We start from the raw sequence: 24,490 nt of genomic DNA on the forward strand, positions 1-24,490 counted from the left end.
CACGTCTACGGTCTGCTATTGGTCAAACAAAAACCCCGGCGTCTGAACTGACGACCGGGGTTTTTCCTTGTCGCTGAGGCTTATCGTTCAGACCGAATAGTACATGTCGTATTCGACCGGATGCGGGGTCATTTCGAAGCGCATCACTTCGGCCATCTTGAGCTCGATATAGCTGTCGATCTGGTCGTCGTCGAAGACGCCGCCGGCTTTCAGGAAGCCGCGGTCCTTGTCCAAGCTTTGCAGCGCTTCGCGCAGCGAACCGCAGACGGTCGGAATCTTCTTCAGTTCCTTCGGCGGCAGATCGTAAAGATCCTTGTCCATCGGCTGTCCCGGGTGGATCTTGTTCTTGATGCCGTCGAGGCCGGCCATCAGCATGGCGGCGAAAGCGAGGTAGGGGTTCGCGCCCGGATCGGGGAAGCGGACCTCGACGCGCTTGGCTTTCGGCGACGAGCCGAACGGAATGCGGCAGGAGGCCGAACGGTTGCGCGCGGAGTAGGCGAGCAGCACCGGGGCTTCATAGCCAGGCACAAGGCGCTTGTAGGAGTTGGTCAGCGGGTTGGTGAAGGCGTTGATGGCCTTGGCGTGCTTGATGATGCCGCCGATGTAGAACAGGCACGACTCCGACAGGCCGGCATATTCATTGCCGGCGAAGGTCGGCTTGCCGTTCTTCCAGATCGACTGGTGGACGTGCATGCCCGAGCCGTTGTCGCCGAAAATCGGCTTCGGCATGAAGGTGGCCGTCTTGCCATAGGCGTTGGCGACCTGGTGCACGACATATTTGTAGATCAGCATCTTGTCGGCGTTGCGGACCAGCGTGTCGAACTTGATGCCGAGCTCGTGCTGGGCAGCGGCAACCTCGTGATGGTGTTTTTCGACGCGCACGCCCATTTCGGCGAGCACGGTCAGCATTTCGGAGCGCATGTCCTGCGCGCTGTCGATCGGCGGCACAGGGAAGTAGCCGCCCTTGACGCGCGGGCGGTGGCCGAGATTGCCGGTCTCGTAGTCGGTGTCGTCATTGGACGGAAGTTCGGTCGAGTCCAGCTTGAACCCGGTGTTGTAGGGATCGGCCTTGTACTTGACGTCGTCGAAGACGAAGAACTCGGCTTCGGGGCCGACATAGATGGTGTCGCCGATGCCTTCGGCCTTCATGTAGGCCTCGGCCTTCTTGGCAGTGCCGCGCGGATCGCGGTTGTAGGATTCGCCGGAGACCGGATCGAGAATGTCGCACAGGATGACCATGGTCGACTGGGCGAAGAACGGATCCATGTGGACGGTGTCCGCATCGGGCATCAGCACCATGTCGGACTCGTTGATCGCCTTCCAGCCGGCGATCGAGGAGCCGTCGAACATGACGCCGTCGGCGAACATGTCTTCCTCGACCTCGATGACATCCATCGTCACGTGCTGCAGCTTGCCCTTCGGATCGGTGAAGCGCAGGTCGACGAATTTCACGTCGTTGTCCTTGATCTGCTTCATGATGTCTTTGGCTGTCGTCATGTCGTTTCTTCCCTGTGTGATGACGTTTCGAGGAGACGTTAATCTGAAATCAGAAAGCTCAGACGGCGTCCATCCCCGTTTCGCCGGTGCGGATGCGAACGACCTCCTCGATGTTGGAGACGAAGATCTTGCCGTCGCCGATGCGGCCGGTCTGCGCCGCCTTGCGGATGGCTTCGATGGCGCCTTCGACGGCGTCGTCGCCCAGCACGACTTCGATCTTCACCTTGGGCAGGAAGTCGACGACATATTCGGCGCCGCGATAGAGTTCGGTATGGCCTTTCTGGCGGCCAAAGCCCTTGGCCTCGGTCACGGTAATGCCTTGCAGACCGGCCTCCTGAAGCGCTTCCTTCACTTCGTCTAGCTTGAACGGCTTGATGATCGCTTCGATCTTTTTCATGTAAAAAGTGGCCTCCACTGCCAAAAAAACGGGTTGTGCGCCCCGCTTGCGCCTCCATCAAGCACGAACCGTGCCAATTTCAGCCCACGCGAAGCGGTTTCGCGCAATTCCAATGCCGCGCCGCGCCGGGATGCACATTCGCGTCATCCTCTGCTTCGGCTGCGGCAAAGCTGCCCGAAGCCTACACATTGCCGCTTCGGGCGTCTGCACGATAATTAGGCAGATTGCGCATTTTGCAGGCCCGCGCGGATCCGTGGCACCAGTCTGCGAAAGGATTGGCCGCACGCCAACGCAGCACCTGGCCGTTTGCTTCGAATCCGAAACTGGACAATGCTCGATAGGGACAAAGGGGTCGGCCTTGAACGAAATGCGGGATCGGCAATCCATGAGCAATGAAGTCCTGTCGCCGGCCGAGATGGGCGAGGCCGACCGGCTGGCGATCGCGGCCGGTCCGCTCGACGGCTATGGCCTGATGCAGCGCGCCGGCGAAGCGGTCGCTGCTGTGGTCCTGGCACGCTATCCCGCAGCAAGCCGCGTGCACGTGCTGTGCGGCCCCGGCAACAATGGTGGCGACGGCTATGTTGTAGCGCGGTTGCTGGCCGAGGCTGGTGTGAATGTGGCGCTCTGGGCCGAAGGCAAGCAGAAGCCCGGGAGTGATGCGGCGCGAGCTTCCGAGGCCTGCAATCTGCCGGTCGAGCACATCGGACACTGCTACCCGGAACCGGGTGAAGTCGTCGTGGACGCGCTCTATGGTGCGGGATTGTCGAAGAAGATATCCCTGCATGCCTCTGCCGTCTCAGGATTGGCCGCGGCGGAGCGCGTGCCTGTGGTGTCAATCGACCTGCCTTCTGGCGTGTCGGGCGAGACCGGCTTGAGCAACGCTTATTTCAAGGCCGACGTGACGGTGACGTTCGTGCGGAAAAAGCCCGGCCATCTGCTGATGCCGGGGCGCAGCCTCTGCGGCGAGATCATCGTCGCCGATATCGGCATTCCGGATGCGATCGTCGATGAGTTCAAGATCAAGACGTTCGAGAACACGCCTGACTTCTGGCTATACAGTTTTCCGAAAACGGCGGTCGATACACATAAGTATAAGCGCGGCCACGTCAGCGTCTTTTCCGGCGGGCCGAGCGCGACAGGTGCGGCGCGGCTGTCGGCGATGGCTGCAGCCAGAGCCGGGGCAGGGGCGGTGACCGTGCTCTCGCCTGAAAATGCCATGCAGGTAAACGCCGCGCATCTGACATCGATCATGCTGCGCGAGGCCGGTTCGATGGAGGAAGTGCAGGAATTTTTGTCGGCGAGGCACCCCGAAGTACTTGTGTTCGGACCAGGGCTCGGGCCGAAACCCAAAGTGGGGGATTTCGCGTTGCAATTGATCGCGACGGTCGCTGACCTAAACCGCACGTCGACGAGTTCATTCGGAATTCAGCGCCCTGCCATTGTCTTGGATGCTGACGCCATCACGTCATTGGCGCATCAGCCTCAGGCCCTGTTCGACGCCGCGCTGCTCCCGTTGGCGCCGGTATTGGTGCTGACGCCGCATGAAGGCGAATTCGCCAGACTTTTTCCCGACATCGCGAAGGACAAGAAGCAGTCGAAACTCGCCAAGGCGCGCGCAGCCGCTGAACGAGCCAACGCCATCATGGTCTACAAGGGCGCCGACACCGTCATCGCGGCGCCGGACGGCCGCGCGGTGATCAACGCCAATGGTGCACCATGGCTCGCCACCGCCGGTTCCGGCGACGTGCTGGCGGGCATTGTCGCCGCGCTGCTGGCGCAGGGCATGCAGGCATTCGAGGCCGCCTGCGCAGCGGTCTGGATCCATGCCGAGGCCGGCAGCCGCTTCGGACCGGGTCTGATCGCCGAGGATCTGCCGCTGGCGCTGGTGCCGGTGCTGCGTGAACTTGTCGAGGCACGGCAGAAGGTGCCGATCGGATGAAGCGTTTCGCGCTCGCCATTGCAGCCATCATCGCGCTGTTCGCCTCGCATGGCGTGCGCGCTGAGCAGCCGGTGACCATCGTCGACGATCCGGCGGTGCTCGCCGCCCTCGATGCCAAGGGGTTTGGCTTCGCCGGCATTTTCGCCGTCGACGGCGCGGACGATCTGAAGACGCTCTACAGTGAGGTGCCGGCCTATCGTGCTGTTGTCGACATGGTGGCGACCGATATTGCCACGCTGCGGGCCGAGATAAAGGCCGGCGGGCGCACGCTCTACGAGGTGACCGACGGCAATGTCGGCCGCATCATGGATATGCGCTGGCTGAAGACCGAGGCCGCGCGCTTCCGCCTGGTCGGCGTCGTCAACCGGCTGGACCGGCGTGACTTCACCGCGCTGCAAGGTGACAAGAGCTGTGGCGAGGTGCGCTTTGTCTATCGCCTGGCCTACAGTTTCCGCAAGAACGGCAAGGTTCTGGCATCGCGGCTGCCATTCAATTTCAACGCCGTCTACAGCGTGGCGCCGGATGCCGATGGCGGCTGCGTCGGCGTTGCCGGGCGCTGGACACCGCAGATCGACGAAAACGTCGATGCCGGCTGGCTGGTCGGCGGGCCGCTGGCACCGGAGGAACTGACTTTCAAACAGCTCGAACTCAACGCGCAAGTGGTGCGCTTTCCCTCGGGCCAGGAGACCGAGTTCGGCGGGCAGGCGGCCTATCTGATGCGGATCTTCGGCATCGATGGCGCTGCCATCAGCGAGAAGCCGCTGGAGAATTCGCCTGACGTTGCGCGGCTCTCGGACAATGCTGCACTCAAGAAAAGGCTCGCCGACTACGTCAGCGCCAATGTCGCGGCCGTCGATCTCGGCGTCTACGAAATCCCCGACGAATTCCTGGCGAAGAAAATCATCTCGTGGTCGACCTTCGGCAGCGCGAGACGGGCCAACCATCCGTTCACGCCGCTGTTCCAGCCAGCGGATTTCGCCGGCTTGGACTATGCGGCGCTAAAGCTGGTGCGGACACCGGAGGCGCTGGTCGAGCGGCTGGACAATGGCGCCTGCCAGGGCTGCCACCAGGCGGGCTCGACGGCCGGCTTTCACTTCATCGGCCTCGACGACAAAACGACGTCGCCTCTCAACCGGATCGAGGTCGGCATCTCGCCGCATCTCCATGCCGAGATTCCGCGACGTGAGGCCTGGCTGCGCGCGACGGAAGAAGGCAAGGAGCCGAACCGCTACCGGCCGCTGTCCTTCGCGCCGCCAGCGACATGGACCGATGCCGGCGATGTCGACTACGCCCCGGCCGAGATGGCGATGCCGTGCCTGATGCCGGATGATGCAAAACGCTTCGGCGCGACCTGGCAATGCGGTGGCGGCACCGTCTGCACGCCGCTCGCGACGGCTTCAGGCGTGCATACCGCGTTGGCGCAATGTCTGTTGCCCACGGACAGTCCAAAGATGTTTTCGGGCCATCCCTGCCTGACCGGGTCGATCGCCAGCAACCCGTCTCAGCCGTTCAACGACCGCTACAAGATCACCGGCCAGTTCGCGGGTTTTGCGCCGACCTTTTCGCGGACCGCCTACACCTGCCGGCCACCGAAAATCGGCGTACCGGCAGGCATCGCTTATCGCGCCTGCGACGACAAGGACCGCAGCTTCGCCGCATTCAAGACGGGCAAGCCGATGCCATCGGAAATTTGCGGCATGGTCGGCGGCAAGAAATTCGACACCTGCGTCGCCACCAACAATTTCGACCAGTGCCTCGGCGGCGCGGTCAACCGCGGCAACCGTCCAGCCTGCTCGGCTGATCATTTCTGCCGCGAGGACTATATGTGCCAGTCGCTGCCGCCGGACACGCCGGGTGCTGCCAAGGTGAAAGGCATCGGCTACTGCTCGCCGACCTATTTCATCTTCCAGATGCGCATCGACAATCACGCGACGCCCTGGGCGAGCGCGACCAGCGCCCCCAGGAATGCGGGGTTCGGGGCGGCGGAAGAGGAGTGAGCCTGCGAGTTGGGCGACCACCAGTTCAGCGCTGGAGATAGTCTTCCATCCGCGCAGTCCATTTGGTGTCGAATTCCGAAATGTGGCGCTGTGCTACGCTCGAGTTCAGCAGCGTCGAGAGCGCGGTCACGGCGATCGGGTCCAGGTCGGGCGGCTCCGTATATCCAAGCGCCGCCAGCCGTTGAGCCCATGATGGATGGGTGGACTTTGCGTCATCCGGGCTTGCCCACGCCTTGCGGGCGCAAACATCGAGGCAAATGGGTTCTCGCAGCTGGCCGGCAGCTTCCAGCATGCGCTCGAGCGGCGGTCGCGGCGGACGCAAAGCACCTCGCAATTCATGCTGCAAAGGGTCATAGACCGTCTCCGTGAAATGCACGTCTGCCGTGGCAAGAAGCAACAGCGCGCGTGCGGCGTGCTCGGCGTCGCCGGAGGATGCCGCGTGTCGATCTGCCTTGATCTCCGCTTCGCGCGAAAGCCGGATTTCTTCCCGCTCGAACGATTGCGACAGCCAGCCGATAGCGGCGTGGAGCAGGCTGCCTGTGATCGTGGTTCCGGGCGGGGCATACTCGAAGACAAATCCGAAACCGTTTTCGAACTCAGCGAGATTGAGGCTGCCATTGGTATCCTTGTTGCGCACATGCGCGTCCTCATGGGCAAGGATCGCGGCAAGCGCTCTTTCATCGGTCACTGCGAGGAGAGGGATGCCAATGGTTAGAAACAGCCGATTGCCGAGAAGGCCGAGAAGCGTGCGCTCTTCGCGCACGCTGGCGTTCAGGTTGCCCTCTAGTATGACAACCGTGCGCGCAGCACGGCGCGGTCCGGCGACGCTCCGCCACAGCGCCCACAGGCCGGGCGCTTCTGCTTCACTGACGCCTTTGATCTTGCTGCGTCGGAAGCCCGCAAACAATGTGCCGAACAGAAATGCCAAGGCCGTGGTGGCGATCGGCATGACGACGAAGCCGCTGGCGATAAACCAGATTGGATGGTTGTCGAGCAGGGACATCCAGACGCAGAAGATGATGAGAGCGGGAACAACGAAAAACAGGACCGTGAACCTGCCAAACCGCCGACCGGCGCTGATGATCAGTCGCGACATTGGATGTTACAACGGGATGTTGTCGTGCTTCTTCCAAGGGTTCTGCATGTCCTTGTTGCGCAGCATGCGCAGTGCCCGGGCAATGCGGCGGCGGGTCGAATGCGGCATGATCACCTCGTCGACATAGCCGCGTTCGGCGGCGACGAAGGGCGACAGGAAACGGTCCTCGTAAGCCTTTGTGTGAGCTGCGATCTTTTCGGCGTCGCCAATATCCTTGCGGTAGATGATCTCGACCGCGCCTCTCGCCCCCATCACCGCGATCTGCGCCGTCGGCCAGGCATAGTTCATATCGCCGCGCAGATGTTTTGAGGCCATCACGTCATAGGCGCCGCCATAGGCTTTGCGGGTGATGACCGTGATTTTCGGCACGGTCGCCTCGGCGTAGGCAAACAGGAGTTTCGCGCCATGCTTGATCAGGCCGCCATATTCCTGCGCGGTGCCGGGCAGGAAGCCGGGGACGTCGACGAAGGTGACGATGGGAATGGAAAAACAGTCGCAGAAGCGCACGAAGCGCGCCGCCTTGCGGCTTGCGTCGGAATCGAGCACGCCGGCCAGCACCATCGGCTGGTTGGCGACGAAGCCGACGGTGCGGCCTTCGACGCGGCCGAAACCGGTGACGATGTTCTTGGCAAAGTTCTGCTGGATCTCGAAGAAATCGCCTTCATCGGCAACTTTGAGGATCAGCTCCTTGATGTCGTAAGGCTTGTTGGCGTTGTCTGGGATCAGCCGGTCGAGCGACAGATCATGGTCGGTGACCGACTGGTAGCACTCGATCTCAGGAAGCTCCGACGTATTTGACGCGGGCAAAAGGTCTACCAGCCGGCGCATCTGCAACAGCGCCTCGACGTCATTGTCGTAGGCGCCATCGGCGATCGAGGATTTCGTCGTGTGGACGGACGCGCCGCCAAGGCTCTCGGCCGTCACCGTCTCGTTGGTGACCGTTTTGACCACATCCGGCCCGGTGACGAACATGTAAGAGGTGTCGCGCACCATGAAGATGAAGTCGGTCATCGCAGGCGAATAGACGTCGCCGCCGGCGCACGGGCCCATGATCACGGAAATCTGAGGAATGACGCCGGATGCGAGCACGTTGCGCTGAAAGATCTCGGCATAGCCGCCTAGCGCCGCCACGCCTTCCTGGATGCGGGCGCCGCCGGCGTCGTAGATGCCGATGATCGGCGCGCGATTACGCAGCGCCATCTCCTGCACCTTGATGACCTTTTCGGCGTGCGCCTCCGACAGCGAGCCGCCGAAGACGGTAAAGTCCTTGGCGAAGAGATAGACCGGACGGCCATTGACGGTGCCCCAGCCGGTGACGACACCATCGCCGGCGATCTTGGTTTTCTCCATGCCGAAGTCGGTCGAGCGATGCTCGACATACATGTCGAACTCCTCGAACGAGCCTTCGTCGAGAAAGACCTCGATACGTTCGCGCGCCGTCAGCTTGCCCTTCTTGTGCTGGGCGTCGATGCGGGCCTGGCCGCCACCCATGCGGGCGATCTCGCGGCGGCGCTCGAGTTCCTTCAGCACGTCCTTCATCGCTCGGTCTCCAGAAATGGCAGCTGCATTTGTGGTAATGATGCCTGCAGGCGTGTGCAAGCGCCGCTTTCGGCCTCGATTATTGCGCTGCAACATGTGGCCCCTTGCATTCCGGAGCGAACTCAGCCATATGCAGCCCATAGGCGCTTGGGCCGGAGATTCCGGCCTTCTCGACAAATGAGACTGGTTGCGTCTGTTTTCCCTCTTTCCGGTATATCGGCCTCTCTTTCCGATACATCACGAAGTGGCGAAAGAGCCCCGTGGCATGACGCCTGCGGGCACGACAGCGCAGCCGAGTGGACGTTACCGTCCGCCCGCCTTGTCGTTTCATATCAAATTTTTCGACGGCAGGTTGCGCCCTGCCGCCATCGATGTTTGCGGCCAAGACCGCGTGAAAGAAGACTATTTTGACCAACGAAAACACCTCAGCCGGTAACGCAATCTCGACCGGCACCACTGCGGACCTTACCGGTTTCGCAGCTCTTGGGATCACCGGCGCGCTGCTCAAGGCGACGCATGGCGCCGGCTTCACCGAGCCGAAGCCGATCCAGACGCAGGCGATCCCGCCGCAGATGGAAGGCCGTGATATCTTCGGCATCGCCCAGACCGGCTCCGGCAAGACCGCGGCCTTCGCGCTGCCGATCCTGTCGAAGATCATCGCGCTCGGCACCAAGCGCCGGGCCAAGACCACCCGTGCGCTGATCCTGGCGCCGACGCGCGAACTCGCCGTCCAGATCGAGGACACCATCAAGATCCTCGCCAAGGGCGCGCATGTCTCAACCGCTCTCGTGCTTGGCGGCGTCTCGCGCTTCAGCCAGGTGAAGAAGGTTGCGCCCGGCGTCGACATCCTGATCGCCACGCCCGGCCGCCTGACCGACCTGGTGCGCGAGGGCGACCTCATCCTTTCCGACACCAAATGGCTGGTGCTCGACGAGGGCGACCGCATGCTCGACATGGGCTTCATCAACGACGTCAAGCGGATCGCCAAGGCGACCGCGCCCGACCGTCAGACGGTGCTGTTCTCGGCCACCATGCCCAATGAAATCGCCGAACTGGCGAAGGGCCTGTTGAAGAACCCGATCCGCGTCGAAGTCGCGCCGCAGAGCACCGCTGCTGCCGAAATCGTGCAGGGCGTTGTCTTTGCCCGCACCAAGCAGAAGCGCCAGGTGCTGTCGACGATGCTCGCCGACGAAGCGATGAAGTCCGTCATCATCTTTTCGCGCACCAAACATGGCGCCGACCGGGTGACCAAGGACCTCGAACGCGACGGCTTCAAGGCCGCCGTCATCCACGGCAACAAGTCGCAGAACGCCCGCCAGAAGGCGCTCAACGATTTCCGCGAGGGCTCGGTGCGCATTCTTGTGGCGACCGACATCGCGGCGCGCGGCATTGACGTTCCCGGCATCAGCCATGTGGTGAATTTCGACCTGCCGGATGAGGCCGAAAGCTATGTCCACCGCATCGGCCGTACCGGCCGTAACGGCATGGACGGCATCGCCATCACGCTTTGCGATCCTTCCGAAAACAGCAAGCTGCGTCAGGTCGAGCGCATCATCCGCAGCAAGCTGCCGATCGTTGCCGACCATCTCGGCAGCCCGGATCCGGTGCGCAATCCGGCCGAAAAGAACGAGCGCTTCGAGCCCGCCAATGATCGCAACGACCGCAATGGCCGTCGCGACGGCAGGCGGCCCGGTGGCCAGAACAACGGCTTCGCCAAGAAGCGTTTTGGTGACAAGCCGGCCTTTGCGGGTGCAAGCGAGCGCAAGCCGGAAGGCGCCAAGGCCTTCAAGGGCAACAACAAGCGCCGCTTCGGCGGCAAGCGGCCCGCGGCGCGGGCTGCCTGATCAGACGAACCGGTCAGGCTCGTCGAGCCTGGCTTGATTGCTGACGATTGAATATGAGGACGGCCGGGGCAATGCTTCGGCCGTCCTTTTTCGTTTAGGGCTGCCCGGTAGTTGCCTGAACCCACACGACGATCCGCTGCGCCAGGAATGCCGTGGTCGAGGGCGACAGCGCGTCGCCGGCAATGACGTGGTTGTCGGGATCGCCATTGTCGTCGACGGGCACCAGTTCATGCGGTGCGCCCCAGCGGCCGGCGATTTCGCGGGTGCGATCCTGGCGCACCACCTTGTCGGAATCCGAGAAGATGAACAGCGCCGGTATGGTTGCCTTCTCCACAGGCGCTGCGTAGGCAAGGTTGGTCAGCGCCGCCATCGGTAGCACGGCCGCCATTGGATAGGTGTGCGTCCAGAGTTTCTCGTGCAGCGCGTTGCGGGTCGTAAAGCTGCGCTCCTTGCCGCCGACGAACTCGGCGATCTGCCTGCCCCAGGGCATGGTCAGCAGCTCGGCGCCTGCAGCCCTGACGCCGAAATTCGGCGAGATGAATGCGATTGCAGCGACGCCGTCCGATGCGCCAGGCTCAGTCGCCGCCCATGCCGCCAGCGATCCACCGGTCGAGGTGCCGATGACGATCACCTTGTCGCCGATGGCCCGGCCGATGGCGAGCGCCTCCTCATAGTCGTTGATCCAGGCATTGACGCTGCCTTGCGCCATAGCAGCGCCGTCCTGACCATGACCGGTGAGGCGGGTGTAGAAAAGGTTGGCGTCGAGTTGGTCGGCGACCTCGTCGGCCAGCGGGCGAACCTCGCCCTTCGATGCCGAAAAGCCATGGATATAGACGATCGCCAATGCCGTCCTGGCGTGAACCATCGGATCGGCCCAGATGATTTCTTTCTCGAGCGCGTCGCGGACGTTGGGAACGGTAGCCTCTTCACGCGCGATATACGCTTGCGGATCGTCGCCGATCACCTTGGGGTCGAAGCTGATTGTTGTGTCGACGGGAACGCGCGGACCAAGCAGGAGGGCCAGGACAAGGATGATGACGACGCCCAGCACCGCAAGCACGATCCGTCGCCCCATCTCAGACACCACAACAATTCTAAAGCCTATGGCGGCCGGTGCAGTCAGGCAACAGCCGGGCTGTGGACAGCTATTCGTTCGGCGGCTTGCGGTCGAAATTCAGCGGCCGCCCTGTCCAGCGGGTCGCCGTGCTGATGAACCACCGGCAGACTGGCCTTGGCAGCAGTGCCAGCAGCTTCAGCCCCCAGCTCAGCCGGTGAGGGAAGGTAACCTCGAAGCCGCCATGCTCGATGCCGCGCAGCATGCGGCGCGAGGCGCGGTTGACCGGCATCAGTCCCGGCATTGGCAGCATGTTTTTTTCGGTCAGCGGGGTGTCGATGAAGCCCGGATTCATCACCTGGATCCGGACATTCATCTTGTCGAAATCGTATTTCAGCGACTCGGCCAGGATGTTGATCGCCGCCTTCGAGCCGCCATAGGCCGCCGTGGTCGGCCAGCCGAAATAGGCTGTGACCGATCCGACAAGCACGATATGGCCGCGCGCACGGATGCGCATGCGCTCCATGAGCGGGACGAGGCCATTGATGATACCGAAATAGTTGACCTCGAAGGTCTGGCGAAAGTCGCGGACCCTGAGGTCTTCGCCGGGCGTGGCGATGTAGTTGCCGGCGTTGAAGACGGCGAGCACGATCGGCCCGAGCTCCTTTTCAATCGCCGCCACCGTGCTTGCCATGCGCGGCTCATCGGTGACGTCGCAAGGGTAGGCCACGACACGTCCCGGCATCTGCGCCGTCTCGACGATGAGCGCGTCGAGTGGGTCGCCGTCGAGTGCGGTGACCGCGACGACAAAGCCCTTTGCCGCGAGGTCCTTTGCCAGCGCACGGCCGATGCCGCTGCTGCCGCCGGTTATCCAGGCGACGCCGTGCTTCGGGTTGGCCCGGTAAAGTGTCATTCTGCGCCCTGCCGATCTGTCATTAGTGCTCTAGCGGTGAAAAAATCGAATGAAAAGAGCGCTTTTCCGTACTGGTTGAAATGATCGTCATCGCGCGATGTCCGGCCGCGGGAGATTGCAGTGCCCGAAATGCGCCCAGCGTCGGATGATGGCAGATCGAACAGACCTGCCATCATCCGACTCTGAATCAAGGGAATAGAGTTGATGTCGGCCGAAAACCGCTCACACTTTTCGGCATCATGCTCTGGACCAGGCGAATTCTTACCTTGAAACGCAAGCTTCGGGTTTCTAGGGTCTCGCCGCAGCTACATAAGGAATCCCGGATGCCCCGTTCTGTGATCGAAGCGATCGGCAACACGCCCCTGATCCGCCTCAACAAGGCCTCGGAGCAGACCGGCTGCGAGATCCTGGGCAAGGCCGAGTTCATGAACCCCGGCCAGTCGGTCAAGGATCGCGCCGGCCTGTTCATAATCCGCGACGCCGAACAGCGCGGGCTGTTGAAGCCGGGCGGGGTCATCGTCGAAGGCACGGCCGGCAATACCGGCATCGGCCTGACGCTGGTTGCCAAGGCGCTGGGCTATCGCACAGTGATCGTCATTCCCGACACCCAGAGCCAGGAAAAGAAGGACACGATCAAGCTGCTTGGCGCCGAGCTGATCGAAGTGCCGGCGGTGCCTTACAAGAACCCCAACAACTACGTGAAACTGTCCGGGCGGCTAGCCGAGCAGATGGCGAGGTCGGAGCCGAACGGCGCGATCTGGGCCAACCAGTTCGACAACGTTGCCAATCGCGACGGCCATATCCGCACCACGGCGGAAGAAATCTGGACGCAGACCGGCGGCAAGGTCGACGGTTTCGTCTCGGCGGTGGGTTCGGGCGGAACGCTGGCCGGCGTCGCCTTCGGGCTGAAGGCCAGGAGCAGCAACGTCAAGATCGCGCTCGCCGATCCGCTGGGTGCGGCGCTCTATTCCTTCTACACGAGTGGCGAATTGAAGTCCGACGGCAGCTCGATCACCGAAGGGATAGGGCAGGGGCGCATCACGGCAAATCTCGATGGGTTCACGCCGGACTTCTCGTTCCAGGTGCCGGACGAGGAAGCGCTGCCGATCGTCTTCGACCTGATCCAGGAAGAAGGCCTGTGCGTCGGCGGTTCGACCGGCATCAACATTGCCGGCGCGATACGGCTGGCGCGCGAGCTTGGCCCCGGCCACACCATCGTGACTATCCTTGCCGACTATGGCACGCGCTACCAGTCGAAGCTGTTCAACCCGGAATTCCTGCGCGAGAAGAACCTGCCGGTGCCGGGCTGGATGGATGAGCGCAGCACAATTCCGGTGCCGTATGAGAAGGTCGCCTGATGGCGCACAGAACAGAAGCGCTGTTTCGCGACGACGCCTATCTCAGAGCGGCCGACGCCACTGTTGTCGCCATCAACGAGCGCGGCGGCATCATTCTCGACCGGACCATCTTCTATGCCACATCGGGCGGCCAGCCTGGCGATACCGGAACATTAGAGCGCGCCGACGGCAGCCGCATCGCCATTGCCGCCACCATCACCGGCGAGACCAAGGACGAGATCATCCATGTGCCGGCGCCGGAGCAGCCGGCACCCGAGGTCGGCGAGCGGGTGAAACTCGCCATCGACTGGGAGCGGCGGCATCTCCTGATGCGCATGCACGCAGCTTGCCATTTGCTCACCGTCGTCTGTCCGTTTCCGATTACCGGTGCTGCGGTTTCCGAAGATGACAGCCGCGTCGACTTCGACGCTCCCGATGCCGGCTTCACCAGGGAAGACGTCACCGCCGGGCTGATGGAACTGGTGCGAGCCGATCATCCGATCTTCATCAGGCTGATCACCGACGAGGAACTGGCAGCCAATCCTGGCCTGGTGAAATCCAAGACTGTCCGGCCGCCCGCCGGCACCGGCAAGATCCGCCTGGTCTGCATCGGCGACAACGCTTCGATCGACAGCCAGCCCTGCGGCGGCACCCATGTCAAAAGCACCGGCGAAGTCGGTGAAATCCATATCGGCAAGATCGAGAAGAAGGGCCGCGAAAACCGGCGTTTTCGCATTCGCTTCGGACCAATGCCGGTAGCTTGAACGAACCATGATCCCGAAAAGTGGAAGCTGGTTTTCGGGGAAGATCATGGTCAACAGGAAGCAATGCTTCGCCAAGGCGGAGCAGGAGAAGAACAATGGCCGATGACAGCCCTTTCACCGTCGATGCGGACTGGTTGCAGAGCCGTCTTGGCGAGCCCGGCCTGACGATCGTCGATGCATCCTGGTATCTGCCGGCGCAGAAGCGCGATGCGCGCGCCGAGTATGAGGCTGCGCATATTCCGGGTGCGCGATTCTTCGATCATGATGCGGCCTCCGATCCTGATGCCAAGCTGCCGCACACGCTGCCCTCGCCACAGCATTTCGCGCAATATGTAGGCGCCATGGGAATTTCGGCCGACGACACCATTGTCGTCTATGACGGTCCGGGTTTCTTCTCGGCGCCGCGCGCCTGGTGGATGTTCCGCGTCATGGGCGTGTTCCAGGTCTATGTGCTCGACGGCGGCTTCGACCGCTGGAAGGCGGCGGGCCGGCCGGTGACGGCGGAGCCGACCAAGATCGCGCCGAATGTGTTTCATGCCGATTTCGATGCCGCTCGCGTCGCCAGCCTTGCCGACATGCGCCGCATCGTCGAGACTGGCGAGAGCCAGATTGCGGACGCCCGAGGCGCGGGCCGCTTCACCGGCGCCGAGCCAGAGCCCCGCGCGGGTGTTCGCTCCGGCCACATGCCCGGCGCGCACAATTTGCCTTATTCGGCGCTGTCACAGGATGGCGCGCTGTTGTCGAAGGACCAGTTGCGCAAGGCCGTTGAGGATGCCGGTATCGATCTGTCGAAACCGGTCGTCACCTCTTGCGGTTCCGGCATCACGGCGGCTGTCGTCACTCTGGCGCTGGAGACGCTCGGCCACACCGACAACCGCCTTTATGACGGCTCATGGACGGAATGGGGCGGGCTGGCAGACACGCCCGTGGTGACGGGCAAGGAATGATGGCAATGGAAAATGGCGCGCTGGACGACATCGAGGTTACGGTCACGTTTCTGGAAATGCATGTGCCGCCGGCCTATTCGCCGCCCTTGCCCTACAACAGGCAGATCGCGCTGCTCAGGACCAAGGACATTCCGCTGCATTTCTACCGCTATCTGATGGATCGGGTCGGGCGCAAATGGCACTGGGTCAATGTGCTGAGGCTGGACGATGACGAGCTTGCCGCCGGGATCCACCGCGAGGACCGCGACATCCGGGTGCTTTATCTTGACGGCGCGCCAGCCGGGTTCTTCGACCTCAAGCCGCATCTGCCGGAAGAGGTCGAGCTCGCTTATTTCGGTATGATGGAACATGCGACCGGGCAAGGCATCGGCCGTTGGTTCCTCGGTGCGGCGATTGCCGCAGCATGGTCGTATGGGCCGAAACGGGTAACGGTGCAGACCTGCACGCTCGACCATCCGGCTGCCTTGCCGCTCTACCAGAAGCTCGGTTTTGCGCCGGTGGCGCAAAAGAAGGAGACCGTGCATCCGCTGTCGTTCGCCGAGCGCTCGGCCAGCGTCATGCGGCCGTGACTTTCTCCGACTGAAGGCCGAACCGACCGTTCATGGCGAGGAATTCCTGCTCGTGCCGACCCAGGACGAGAACTGGCGCAGGCGCCGGGTGACGCTGCGCCGCTTCGACGATTTCATCCGCTGAGCCGGCGCGGGACCTGCCCAATGCCGAAGCAGTCCGGCCTGAGACTGGCCGGGCTGCTGACAGTTGACAGGAATCGGGTGGGAAGCACCTCGGCGGGGGCATAATTTCCGGTCAACCACACCGGAGATTTAGCCATGACCGTCCAGTTCAAAGCCTTGCCGACAGAAGATGTGAGAGCGCTGCAGCGCGGCGGGCCGGACGCCTACGGGCAAACGCCGGAGCGGAAGGTTTCAGATGGCGACGGGGTGCCGTGCCGGCATTGCCTGAGAAACGTCGCCGAAGGCGATGGCTATCTGATCATGGCCTATCGGCCATTTCCGGCGTTGCAGCCTTACGCCGAGACAGGACCGATCTTCCTGCATGCGCAGGAATGCGAACGCGCAGCCGAGACGGAAGCGCTTCCAGAGATGCTTGAGAGCAGCGGCTATATCGTGCGCGGCTATGGTGCGGATGACCGCATCGTCTATGGCAGCGGCGGCGTCATTCCGACTGGCGGCATTGCGGCGCGGGCAGAGACGCTGTTTGAGCGCGCTGACATCGCCTATGTCCACGTCCGCTCGGCGCGCAACAATTGTTATCAGTGCCGCATCGAGCGTTTCTGACAAAAAGATGCCCGCCGGTGGTCTGGCGGGCAGTTGGGAACCGTGTGACGGCACGAGCCGTCAAGTTGGCATCCCTGTCTGCACATGTTTTTCGAATGGCTGATGTGAAGCACTTCACACAAGCGCCGCGATTGTCGCCGGCCTGGTGGCGCGCCGACTGCCGGTGAACTGTCGCACTCCCGTCGCATTCGTCCATTAAAAGACGAGTGTCGATGGGTTTGCCGACCGCGGATGAACCGGCGGCGATCTCGACAACGAGGAAGCGGGGCTTTGGCTCCGCTTTTTTGTTGTCCGCCAGCCTGTTCAATGCCGGCGCCAGGAATTTTGCGCAAAGAAAAAGCCCGCCGGAATTGACCGACGGGCCTTTGCCGTGTGTGTGTGCGGCGTTTAGTTGAATTTATACTTCGCGCCGACGCGAACGGTCTGGAAGGAAGGCTCGTCGGTGAGGAAGCCGTCCGACCCGAAATCCTCTTTCTCATACTGCGAATAGCGGTATTCGAGACCAAGCGTCATGTTGCTGGAAACGGCCGTTTCCAGGCCGCCACCGACCGAGAAGCCGCTCGAGCCCCAGTCGACGATGTCGCCAACGGGCGAGGAGGCATGCAGGTCGAAATGCTGCCAGCTGTAACCGCCGAGGACATAGGCCAGCGTCGATTCGTTGACCTTGGCGCCGATGCGGGCCAGGGCATCGAAGCCATAGTCGGTATCGCCCTTGATCGACCCACCCGGAATGTCCAGCTTCGAGCGTATGCCGGAATAGCGGGCGTCGACCAGAACGCCGGCGACCCAGCCGCCGAAATCATGGTCGTAACCGATGCTCGCCTCGCCGAACACGCCTTCGCCGCCGATGCCATCCAATTCGAGGGCGCTGGCGAGCGTCAGGTCATGCACCACGGTGCCGGCACCAAGCGCGCCGCCGACATAGAAGCCGGTCCAGTTGTAGGTCGGAGCAGCAAACGAGGCCCCGCCGCCATTCTGGGCGCCGAAGCGGTAGTTGGCCGCGATGTGGAAGGTGTGGCTGGATGGCTCGACATCCAGAGAGGTTCCCGGGCCGCCAATAATGCCGAGGTCAGCCACCGAGTCGTCGCCATAGTTGGCGTAGCGGTACTCGGTCTTAATCGTCCAGTTGCCGCGCAGCACGGTTTCCATGCCAACGCCGACGACATAGCCGCCACGGTTCTCCGTGAAATCGAGACCGTCGGCAAAGCCCGAACCCTCGAGCTTGAAATGGTTCCAGGTGTAGCCGCCGAGCACATAGCCGAGCGTATCGGGGTTCAAGAGATAGCCGGCGCGCAAGCCGACGTCGAAGCCATAAGCGTTCGTCAGGTCGATATCAGCGCCCGGAAGGCTGATCGACGGACCGATATTCCCGATGTTGGCGTCGATGAAGCCACCGAGCAGGAAGCGCTCGGAGACCATATAGTCGTAGCCGGCGGTGATTTCGCCAAACACGCCGTTGCCGCCGATCCCGTTGAAGTCGATCACCGGGTCGACGCTGATGCGATGCACGGTGGCGCCGAAGCCGCCGCCGATGCCGACATAGGCGCCGCTCCAGTTGAAACCGGCAGGTTCTTCCACCGGCTGCACAACATCGGCGGCATGCGCTACCGATATCAAAGCCATTGCCGAAACGGCCCCGAGAAGAACGGATTTAGCAGAGATGAACATTTTAGCCCCTTAGCATAAGAACAAACCCGTCCGTGTTCTAACAGGACGCTCGCCAATATTGGAATGACAAAAATGCCACATCGGCAGGCAAAAGCACCGCCAAGCCGGGCCGTTTCGCCGTGATGTTGCCTTAGAGCCCGCAATTTGTGAGCACGCGGCCAATAAAAAACCCGCCGGCGCAACCGGCGGGTGAGGGAGGCAGAACTGCTTGAGTCGATTAAGGCGTCTGTCAGGCAGCCAGAACCACTTTCGGTTCGACCAGCTCATAGCCGAGTGCTTCGGCGACGGCGCGATTGGTGATCTTGCCCCTGTGGACATTGAGGCCGTTGCGCAAATGGTGGTCGTCGACCAGCGCTTTCAGGCCCTTGTCGGCCAGCTGCAGGCCATAATGCAGCGTCGCGTTGTTGAGCGCGTGCGCCGAGGTCACCGGCACGGCGCCCGGCATGTTGGCGACGCAGTAATGGATCACGCCGTCGACCTCATAGGTCGGCTCGGCATGGGTGGTGGCGTGCGAAGTCTCGAAGCAGCCGCCCTGGTCGATAGCGACGTCGACCAGCACCGAGCCCTTCTTCATGCCCGACAGCATTTCGCGAGTGACCAGCTTGGGTGCAGCAGCACCCGGGATGAGCACGGCGCCGACGACGATGTCGGCCGAGAAGCATTCTTCCTCAAGCGCCTCGACTGTGGAGTAGCGGGTGTGGACGCGGCCGGTAAAGAGGTCGTCCAGCTGGCGCAGGCGCGGGATCGAGCGGTCGATGATGGTGACGTCGGCGCCGAGGCCGACCGCCATGCGGGCGGCATGCAGGCCGACGACGCCGCCGCCGAGCACCGTGACCTTGCCGGGCAGTACGCCGGGCACGCCGCCGAGCAGCACGCCGCGGCCACCATTGGCCTTCTGCAGCGCGGTCGCGCCGGCCTGGATCGACAGGCGGCCGGCAACTTCCGACATCGGCGCCAAGAGCGGCAGGCCGCCGCGGTCGTCGGTTACGGTCTCATAGGCGATTGCGGTGACGCCGGACGCGAGCAGGCCCTTGGTCTGCTCCGGATCCGGGGCCAGGTGCAGATAGGTGTAGAGGATCTGGCCCTCGCGCAGCTGCGCCCATTCGTTGGGCTGCGGCTCCTTGACCTTGACGATCATGTCGGACTTGGCGAACACGTCGGCGGCGGTCCTGGCGATGGTGGCGCCGGCGGCGCGGTAGGCATTGTCATCGGCGCCGATGCCGGCGCCGGCGCCGCTTTCGACCAGCACTTCATGGCCATGCGCGACATATTCGCGGACGGAGCCCGGCGTCAGGCCGACTCGGTATTCGTGGTTCTTGATTTCCTTGGGGCAGCCGACGCGCATAGTCTTCTCCTGATCCGGCCCTTCGGGCTCGTTCCCTGTATCAACCGAGTGAACCACGAATCGTTGCGCAGGTGTTTGCGAATGCGCTTGCGCGAGGTGACGTGTTTCGATAATCGTTGCGCGAAATTGCATAATTTTCGCAGGAATCACTGTAAATGCCGCTCGACAGGATCGATATCGCCATTCTCGAGGCACTGCAGAAGGATGGCCGCATACCCAATGCGGCGCTCGCTGAAAGGGTCGGCCTGTCGCAGTCGGCCTGTTCGCGCCGGCTCGACAATCTGGAGAAATCCGGCACCATCCGCGGCTATCATGCCCGGCTTTCGAATGCCGCGCTCGGCCACCAGATGACGGCGATCGTGCACATATCGCTGTCGGGGCAGTTCGAAAAGACGCTGTCGGATTTCGAGGCGGCGATCAAGCGCTGCCCGAATGTGCTGTCGTGCCACCTGATGTCGGGCGAATACGACTACATCCTGCGCATCGCCGCCAAGGACCTGGTCGACTATGAGCGCATCCACAAGGAGTGGCTGTCGGCGATGCCGCATGTGACCAAGATCAACTCATCGTTCGCCTTGCGCGAGATCGTCGACCGGACCGCCATGGGCATGAAGCCGGAACTGGCCTAGCCCTGAGCAGCCTCGGTCACCAGCCGGTCCATCGGGATGTCGTGCGGCTGCGGGTAGATGGTGGCTATGCGCTGCAGTTCGTAGCCGACGCCGATGACCAATGGCTTGAACGGCATGGCAGCCAGCGTGCGGTCGAAGAAGCCACCGCCATAGCCCAGGCGGTAGTTTCGCGGGTCGATGCCGACGATCGGCGAGATGACGATGTCGGGCAGCACCGGCTCGCCTTCGGCCGGGATCGGGATGTTCCAGATGCCTTTTTCCAGCCGGTCGCCGGGCACATAAGCGCGGAAGATCAGCGGCTGGCCTTTCTCGATCACGATGGGCAGCGCCGTGCGGCCGCCGCGTTCGTTGATCGACGCCATCCACGGCCGCAGGTCCGGCTCGCCGCGAAACGGCCAATAGAGGCTGACCATGCGGCCGGCAATGTCGCCGATTGCCGCGTCGAGCCCTTCGGCGATAGCCCGCGACATCGCCACCCGCGCATCGGCGGAAACCGCCAACCGTGCCGCGATCAGACGCTCGCGCTCGGCCTTGCGCCAACGGCGCACATCGGTCCAGTCGGTCAATGGCGCGCGAAATTCCGGATCGAGTTCGTGCATGAAGCAAGGCGGCGAAGAATATTGCCCCCGCCCTTTGCCATCTTTGTCATCGTCGTTGGCCATGCTTCACTCCCGTGGTTCCAGCCTGCAAGGCTATACCCGTCCATGCTTGCCGACATAGGCATTCGCGACATCCGGCGACGAGTCCTGGGCAGCCTTAAGCGGCAATCTAGCTCGCCGCGACATTGTTGCGGTGCACAAAAATCGCTAGATAGAGGGAGACAAACAGGGGTGAATGCGATGAGTGAAACCAGCCATCATGTCGTTGTCGTCGGCGCAGGGTTCGGCGGTCTCGAACTCACGCGGGCGCTGGCCGGCGCACCCGTGCGCATCACCATGATCGACAAGCGCAACCATCACCTTTTCCAGCCGCTGCTCTACCAGGTGGCGACCACCTCGCTGGCGACCTCGGAAGTTGCCTGGCCGATCCGTCATCTGCTGCGCAAGCGCGAGGACGTGACGACGCTGCTCGGCAACGTCACCGGCGTCGACCGTCCAGGCAAACGCGTGCTGCTTGAGGACGGCAGTTCTGTTCCCTACGACACGCTGGTGCTCGCCACCGGCGCGCGTCATGCTTATTTCGGCCACGACGAATGGGAGCCTTTCGCGCCCGGGCTGAAGACGCTTGAAGACGCAACCACCATTCGGCGGCGCATCCTGCTCGCCTTCGAGCAGGCCGAGCGCGAGACCGATCCGGCCAAGCGCCAGGCACTGCTGACACTGGTCATCGTCGGCGGCGGCCCGACCGGCGTGGAGCTTGCCGGCACCATTGTCGAACTCGCGCATGAAACGCTGCGCGGCGAATTCCGCAACATCGACACGCGTGAGGCGCGTGTGGTGCTGGTCGAGGCCGGAGACAGGATCCTAGCCAATTTCGCGCCAAAGCTGTCCGACTATGCGCGCAAGGCGCTGGAGCGGCGGGGCGTCACGGTCGAGCTTGGCCGCGCCGTCACGCGCCTCGATGCCGAAGGCGTCGTCTTTGGCGATACGCATCTGCCGGCGCGAACCATCCTGTGGGCCGCCGGCGTGGCGGCTTCACCCGCGGGAGAGTGGCTGGGCGCGCCGGTGGACCGGGCGGGCAGGGTAATGGTCGAGCCCGATCTGACCGTGCCGAACAGTCCTGAAATCTTCGTCATCGGCGACACCGCGCATGTCTTGCGGCCGGACGGCAAACCGGTGCCCGGCGTGGCGCCCTCGGCCAAGCAGGAGGGCAAGCATGTCGCCGCGACGATCAGGGCGCGGCTGGCCGGCGATGGCGCGCCGCGGCCTTTCCGCTACAAACATGCCGGCGACCTGGCGACGATCGGCAAGTGGGCAGCCGCGATCGATTTCGGCTCGATCAAGCTCACGGATGGCTTGCCTGGTGGCTGTGGGGCGTGGCGCATATCTACTTCCTGATCGGTTTCCGCAACCGGCTCTCGGTGTCGCTTAGCTGGCTATGGATCTATTTCACCGGCCAGCGCAGCGCGCGGCTGATCACCCAGGGCGACGATGACAAGGGCTGAGGTTCTCAACCGCGGCCAAGGATATTCATCCAGCCGTCACCTTTTGCTGATCGACTGACTTCCCGATGGACATGGCCGGTTTTCGGCGCGAAGCTTCCGCCCGGGGCTGGGATCTTGTCACGTCGCTGGGAAGGAAAACCAATGCCGCATCTCAATTACCCCGTCTCCCGCCGTAGTTTTCTTGCCGGTACGGCCGCCAGCGGGGCGCTGATCATGCTGCATCCGTTTTCCGCCCGCGCGCAGGCCAATCAGGCGCATCTGAGGATCATGGAGACCACCGACATTCATGTGAATGTGCTGCCTTACGACTACTACGCCGACAAAGCCAACGACACGATGGGCCTGTCACGGACGGCCTCACTGATCGCGGCGGTGCGCAAGGAAGCCACCAATGCGATGCTGATCGACAATGGCGATCTTTTGCAGGGCAATCCGATGGGCGATTACATCGCCTATGAGAAGGGCCTCAAGGAAGGCGATCTGCATCCGATCATGAAGGGCATGAACCTGCTGGGCTATGAATGCTCGACGCTCGGCAATCACGAGTTCAATTACGGCCTGTCGTTCCTCGACAAGGTGCTGGCCGGAGCCAATTTCCCCTTCGTCTGCGCCAATCTGATCCGCGGCACCGAGCTTGCCGCCAAACCGCGCGACGACAAGCTCTACCTCAGGCCCTATGTCATCCTCGACAAGAAGATCAAGGACGGGTCGGGCGCCGAGCAGCCGATCAAGATCGGCATCATCGGCTTTGTGCCGCCGCAGATCATGGTCTGGGACCTGAAGAACCTGGAAGGCAATGTCAGGACGCGCGACATCGTCGAGGCGGCCAGGGCATGGGTGCCGCAGATCAAGGAGGAGGGCGCCGACATCGTCATCGCGCTCTCGCATTCCGGCATCGATATCAAGCAGGGCGACGGCATGGAGAACGCCTCCTTCTTCGTCGCCGGCGTCGAAGGCATCGATGCGGTGTTCACCGGCCATCAGCATCTCGTCTTCCCCGGCAAGAAGGATTTTCAGGCGCTCGAAGGCGTCGACACCGAGAAAGGCACGCTGCAGGGCAAGCCCGCCGTGATGGGCGGTTTCTGGGGCTCGCATATGGGACTGATCGATCTGCTTCTGGAACGGGACGGATCGAAATGGCGCGTAGCCTCGGCCACATCGGAGGCAAGGCCGATCTACCAGCGCGTCGACAAGGCAAACAAGCCGACGGTGGCGGACGACCAGCGCGTCGTCGATGCGCTGAAGGCGGACCATGAGGCGACACTTGCCTATGTCCGCCGACCGGTCGGCAAGACCTCGGCGCCGCTCTATTCCTATTTCGCGCTGGTCGCCGACGATCCGTCGGTGCAGATCGTCAACCAGGCGCAGAGCTGGTACCTCAAGGACATATTAAAAAGCACGCAGTGGAAGGACGTGCCGCTGCTGTCGGCGGCGGCGCCCTTCAAGGCCGGCGGGCGCAACGGCGCCGACTACTATACCGACGTGCCGGTGGGCGACATCGCCATCAAGAACGTCGCCGACCTCTATCTCTATCCGAACACGGTTCGTGCCGTCGAAATCACCGGCGCGCAAGTGAAGGAATGGCTGGAAATGTCGGCCGGCATTTTCAGGAAGATCGAGCCGGGCAAAGCCGACCAGGCGCTCATCGACACCGAATTCCCGTCCTACAATTTCGATGTGATCGATGGCGTCAGCTACGGAATAGACCTGTCGCAGCTGCCGAAATACGATGCCAAGGGTGGCGTCGCCAATGCCGGCTCGAACCGCATCGTCGGCCTCAGCTTCGACGGCAAGCCGATTGATCCGGCAGCGAAATTCGTCGTCGCCACCAACAATTACCGCGCCGGCGGTGGCGGCAATTTCCCCGACATCAATGCCTCGAAGATCATCTACGAGGCGCCGGACACCAACCGCGACGTGATCGTGCGCTACGTCGTCAGCGAAGGCACGATCAACCCCTCGGCCGACGACAATTGGTCGTTCACGCCGCTGCCCGGCACCAGCGTCGTGTTCGAGACCGGCCCCAAAGCGAAGGATTTCATATTTGGGGTGAAATCGCTCAAGATCGAGCCGGCCGGCGAGGGCGAATCCGGGTTTGCGAAGTATCGCATCCTGCTTTGAGGCA

At 62.7% G+C, this 24,490-nt stretch carries 19 protein-coding genes and 2 pseudogenes; 12 read left to right on the forward strand and 9 right to left on the reverse strand.

Annotated elements, in window-relative coordinates; translation table 11 throughout:
- Positions 1 to 87: 87 nt before the first annotated feature.
- Both glnA and NKJ75_RS16710 read right to left on the reverse strand, forming a co-directional pair.
- A complete protein-coding gene (glnA, locus tag NKJ75_RS16705) occupies positions 88 to 1,497 on the reverse strand; it encodes a type I glutamate--ammonia ligase (RefSeq protein ID WP_023672775.1) in 1,410 nt (469 codons plus the stop codon).
- A gap of 58 nt (positions 1,498 to 1,555) precedes the next feature.
- Positions 1,556 to 1,894 carry a P-II family nitrogen regulator gene (locus tag NKJ75_RS16710; RefSeq protein ID WP_006205430.1) on the reverse strand — a complete coding sequence of 113 codons (339 nt, stop codon included), beginning with the start codon at positions 1,892 to 1,894 and terminating at the stop codon, positions 1,556 to 1,558.
- A 385-nt stretch (positions 1,895 to 2,279) separates the two neighbouring features.
- Between NKJ75_RS16710 and NKJ75_RS16715 the strand changes: the two genes are divergently transcribed.
- Both NKJ75_RS16715 and NKJ75_RS16720 read left to right on the forward strand, forming a co-directional pair.
- Positions 2,280 to 3,833, forward strand: coding sequence for a bifunctional ADP-dependent NAD(P)H-hydrate dehydratase/NAD(P)H-hydrate epimerase (locus NKJ75_RS16715; protein WP_023745021.1), 1,554 nt, complete (start codon positions 2,280 to 2,282; stop codon positions 3,831 to 3,833).
- Positions 3,830 to 5,830 (forward strand): hypothetical protein, encoded by a 2,001-nt coding sequence (locus tag NKJ75_RS16720; protein WP_352499967.1) that lies wholly within the window; start codon positions 3,830 to 3,832, stop codon positions 5,828 to 5,830. Before NKJ75_RS16715 ends, NKJ75_RS16720 begins: the two co-directional genes overlap by 4 nt.
- 25 nt (positions 5,831 to 5,855) lie before the next feature.
- Here NKJ75_RS16720 and NKJ75_RS16725 read toward each other — a convergent pair whose 3' ends face one another.
- On the reverse strand, positions 5,856 to 6,779 hold the full coding sequence (locus NKJ75_RS16725; protein ID WP_196814072.1) for a M48 family metallopeptidase: 924 nt from the start codon (positions 6,777 to 6,779) through the stop codon (positions 5,856 to 5,858).
- Between the two features lie 153 nt (positions 6,780 to 6,932).
- A complete protein-coding gene (locus NKJ75_RS16730; protein ID WP_023734050.1) occupies positions 6,933 to 8,465 on the reverse strand; it encodes an acyl-CoA carboxylase subunit beta in 1,533 nt (510 codons plus the stop codon).
- A 407-nt stretch (positions 8,466 to 8,872) separates the two neighbouring features.
- Between NKJ75_RS16730 and NKJ75_RS16735 the strand changes: the two genes are divergently transcribed.
- Positions 8,873 to 10,309, forward strand: a complete 1,437-nt coding sequence (locus NKJ75_RS16735) for a DEAD/DEAH box helicase (protein WP_023672782.1) — start codon at positions 8,873 to 8,875, stop codon at positions 10,307 to 10,309.
- Positions 10,310 to 10,403: 94 nt separating this feature from the next.
- Here the strand turns inward: NKJ75_RS16735 and NKJ75_RS16740 are convergent, their stop codons facing one another.
- Together NKJ75_RS16740 and NKJ75_RS16745 are read right to left on the reverse strand one after the other, a co-directional pair.
- Positions 10,404 to 11,384 (reverse strand): alpha/beta hydrolase, encoded by a 981-nt coding sequence (locus NKJ75_RS16740; RefSeq protein ID WP_023835255.1) that lies wholly within the window; start codon positions 11,382 to 11,384, stop codon positions 10,404 to 10,406.
- Between the two features lie 70 nt (positions 11,385 to 11,454).
- The gene (locus tag NKJ75_RS16745) at positions 11,455 to 12,276 is read right to left on the reverse strand and encodes an SDR family oxidoreductase (protein WP_023672784.1); all 822 of its coding nucleotides are present in this window, start codon (positions 12,274 to 12,276) and stop codon (positions 11,455 to 11,457) included.
- A gap of 323 nt (positions 12,277 to 12,599) precedes the next feature.
- Here NKJ75_RS16745 and NKJ75_RS16750 point away from each other — a divergent pair, with 323 nt between their 5' ends.
- The 6 genes and pseudogenes from NKJ75_RS16750 to NKJ75_RS16775 all read left to right on the forward strand — a co-directional run bounded on the left by NKJ75_RS16750 (position 12,600) and on the right by NKJ75_RS16775 (position 16,619).
- Positions 12,600 to 13,634 carry a cysteine synthase A gene (locus NKJ75_RS16750; protein WP_023672785.1) on the forward strand — a complete coding sequence of 345 codons (1,035 nt, stop codon included), beginning with the start codon at positions 12,600 to 12,602 and terminating at the stop codon, positions 13,632 to 13,634.
- On the forward strand, positions 13,634 to 14,377 hold the full coding sequence (locus NKJ75_RS16755) for an alanyl-tRNA editing protein (RefSeq protein ID WP_023745027.1): 744 nt from the start codon (positions 13,634 to 13,636) through the stop codon (positions 14,375 to 14,377). Before NKJ75_RS16750 ends, NKJ75_RS16755 begins: the two co-directional genes overlap by 1 nt.
- Positions 14,378 to 14,472: 95 nt before the next feature.
- Positions 14,473 to 15,324 (forward strand): 3-mercaptopyruvate sulfurtransferase, encoded by an 852-nt coding sequence (gene sseA / locus NKJ75_RS16760; RefSeq protein ID WP_023691267.1) that lies wholly within the window; start codon positions 14,473 to 14,475, stop codon positions 15,322 to 15,324.
- A gap of 5 nt (positions 15,325 to 15,329) precedes the next feature.
- Positions 15,330 to 15,893 carry a GNAT family N-acetyltransferase gene (locus NKJ75_RS16765; protein WP_023682574.1) on the forward strand — a complete coding sequence of 188 codons (564 nt, stop codon included), beginning with the start codon at positions 15,330 to 15,332 and terminating at the stop codon, positions 15,891 to 15,893.
- A 19-nt stretch (positions 15,894 to 15,912) separates the two neighbouring features.
- Positions 15,913 to 16,017, forward strand: a pseudogene (locus NKJ75_RS16770) (OmpA family protein); the annotation flags it as partial.
- Positions 16,018 to 16,151: 134 nt separating this feature from the next.
- A complete protein-coding gene (locus NKJ75_RS16775; protein WP_023745030.1) occupies positions 16,152 to 16,619 on the forward strand; it encodes a DUF1203 domain-containing protein in 468 nt (155 codons plus the stop codon).
- Positions 16,620 to 17,006: 387 nt separating this feature from the next.
- Here NKJ75_RS16775 and NKJ75_RS16780 read toward each other — a convergent pair whose 3' ends face one another.
- Together NKJ75_RS16780 and ald are read right to left on the reverse strand one after the other, a co-directional pair.
- Positions 17,007 to 18,242 carry an outer membrane protein gene (locus tag NKJ75_RS16780; protein WP_081725379.1) on the reverse strand — a complete coding sequence of 412 codons (1,236 nt, stop codon included), beginning with the start codon at positions 18,240 to 18,242 and terminating at the stop codon, positions 17,007 to 17,009.
- 274 nt (positions 18,243 to 18,516) lie between these two features.
- Positions 18,517 to 19,632 (reverse strand): alanine dehydrogenase, encoded by a 1,116-nt coding sequence (ald, locus tag NKJ75_RS16785; RefSeq protein ID WP_023821347.1) that lies wholly within the window; start codon positions 19,630 to 19,632, stop codon positions 18,517 to 18,519.
- A 155-nt stretch (positions 19,633 to 19,787) separates the two neighbouring features.
- Between ald and NKJ75_RS16790 the strand changes: the two genes are divergently transcribed.
- The gene (locus tag NKJ75_RS16790; protein ID WP_023668897.1) at positions 19,788 to 20,261 is read left to right on the forward strand and encodes an Lrp/AsnC family transcriptional regulator; all 474 of its coding nucleotides are present in this window, start codon (positions 19,788 to 19,790) and stop codon (positions 20,259 to 20,261) included.
- Here NKJ75_RS16790 and NKJ75_RS16795 read toward each other — a convergent pair.
- Positions 20,258 to 20,923 (reverse strand): 5-formyltetrahydrofolate cyclo-ligase, encoded by a 666-nt coding sequence (locus NKJ75_RS16795; RefSeq protein WP_023691270.1) that lies wholly within the window; start codon positions 20,921 to 20,923, stop codon positions 20,258 to 20,260. The two genes, NKJ75_RS16790 and NKJ75_RS16795, sit on opposite strands and share 4 nt — an antisense overlap.
- Positions 20,924 to 21,100: 177 nt before the next feature.
- Here NKJ75_RS16795 and NKJ75_RS16800 point away from each other — a divergent pair.
- Both NKJ75_RS16800 and NKJ75_RS16805 read left to right on the forward strand, forming a co-directional pair.
- Positions 21,101 to 22,365, forward strand: a pseudogene (locus NKJ75_RS16800) (NAD(P)/FAD-dependent oxidoreductase).
- Between the two features lie 141 nt (positions 22,366 to 22,506).
- A complete protein-coding gene (locus NKJ75_RS16805; RefSeq protein ID WP_023835253.1) occupies positions 22,507 to 24,486 on the forward strand; it encodes a bifunctional 2',3'-cyclic-nucleotide 2'-phosphodiesterase/3'-nucleotidase in 1,980 nt (659 codons plus the stop codon).
- The last annotated feature ends 4 nt before the right edge of the window (positions 24,487 to 24,490 follow it).

This window comes from Mesorhizobium sp. M0058, from assembly GCF_040323095.1.
Taxonomy (GTDB): Bacteria; Pseudomonadota; Alphaproteobacteria; order Rhizobiales; family Rhizobiaceae; genus Mesorhizobium.

Excerpts from the sequence above, each read along its gene's own strand:
- glnA (WP_023672775.1), bottom strand. The coding sequence starts at position 1,497 with ATGACGACAGCCAAAGACATCATGAAGCAGATCAAGGACAACGACGTG.
- NKJ75_RS16710 (WP_006205430.1), bottom strand. The coding sequence starts at position 1,894 with ATGAAAAAGATCGAAGCGATCATCAAGCCGTTCAAGCTAGACGAAGTG.
- NKJ75_RS16715 (WP_023745021.1), top strand. The coding sequence starts at position 2,280 with ATGAGCAATGAAGTCCTGTCGCCGGCCGAGATGGGCGAGGCCGACCGG.
- NKJ75_RS16720 (WP_352499967.1), top strand. The coding sequence starts at position 3,830 with ATGAAGCGTTTCGCGCTCGCCATTGCAGCCATCATCGCGCTGTTCGCC.
- NKJ75_RS16725 (WP_196814072.1), bottom strand. The coding sequence starts at position 6,779 with ATGCCGATCGCCACCACGGCCTTGGCATTTCTGTTCGGCACATTGTTT.
- NKJ75_RS16730 (WP_023734050.1), bottom strand. The coding sequence starts at position 8,465 with ATGAAGGACGTGCTGAAGGAACTCGAGCGCCGCCGCGAGATCGCCCGC.
- NKJ75_RS16740 (WP_023835255.1), bottom strand. The coding sequence starts at position 11,384 with ATGGGGCGACGGATCGTGCTTGCGGTGCTGGGCGTCGTCATCATCCTT.
- NKJ75_RS16745 (WP_023672784.1), bottom strand. The coding sequence starts at position 12,276 with ATGACACTTTACCGGGCCAACCCGAAGCACGGCGTCGCCTGGATAACC.
- NKJ75_RS16750 (WP_023672785.1), top strand. The coding sequence starts at position 12,600 with ATGCCCCGTTCTGTGATCGAAGCGATCGGCAACACGCCCCTGATCCGC.
- NKJ75_RS16755 (WP_023745027.1), top strand. The coding sequence starts at position 13,634 with ATGGCGCACAGAACAGAAGCGCTGTTTCGCGACGACGCCTATCTCAGA.
- sseA (WP_023691267.1), top strand. The coding sequence starts at position 14,473 with ATGGCCGATGACAGCCCTTTCACCGTCGATGCGGACTGGTTGCAGAGC.
- NKJ75_RS16765 (WP_023682574.1), top strand. The coding sequence starts at position 15,330 with ATGGAAAATGGCGCGCTGGACGACATCGAGGTTACGGTCACGTTTCTG.
- NKJ75_RS16775 (WP_023745030.1), top strand. The coding sequence starts at position 16,152 with ATGACCGTCCAGTTCAAAGCCTTGCCGACAGAAGATGTGAGAGCGCTG.
- NKJ75_RS16780 (WP_081725379.1), bottom strand. The coding sequence starts at position 18,242 with ATGGCTTTGATATCGGTAGCGCATGCCGCCGATGTTGTGCAGCCGGTG.
- ald (WP_023821347.1), bottom strand. The coding sequence starts at position 19,632 with ATGCGCGTCGGCTGCCCCAAGGAAATCAAGAACCACGAATACCGAGTC.
- NKJ75_RS16790 (WP_023668897.1), top strand. The coding sequence starts at position 19,788 with ATGCCGCTCGACAGGATCGATATCGCCATTCTCGAGGCACTGCAGAAG.
- NKJ75_RS16795 (WP_023691270.1), bottom strand. The coding sequence starts at position 20,923 with ATGGCCAACGACGATGACAAAGATGGCAAAGGGCGGGGGCAATATTCT.
- NKJ75_RS16805 (WP_023835253.1), top strand. The coding sequence starts at position 22,507 with ATGCCGCATCTCAATTACCCCGTCTCCCGCCGTAGTTTTCTTGCCGGT.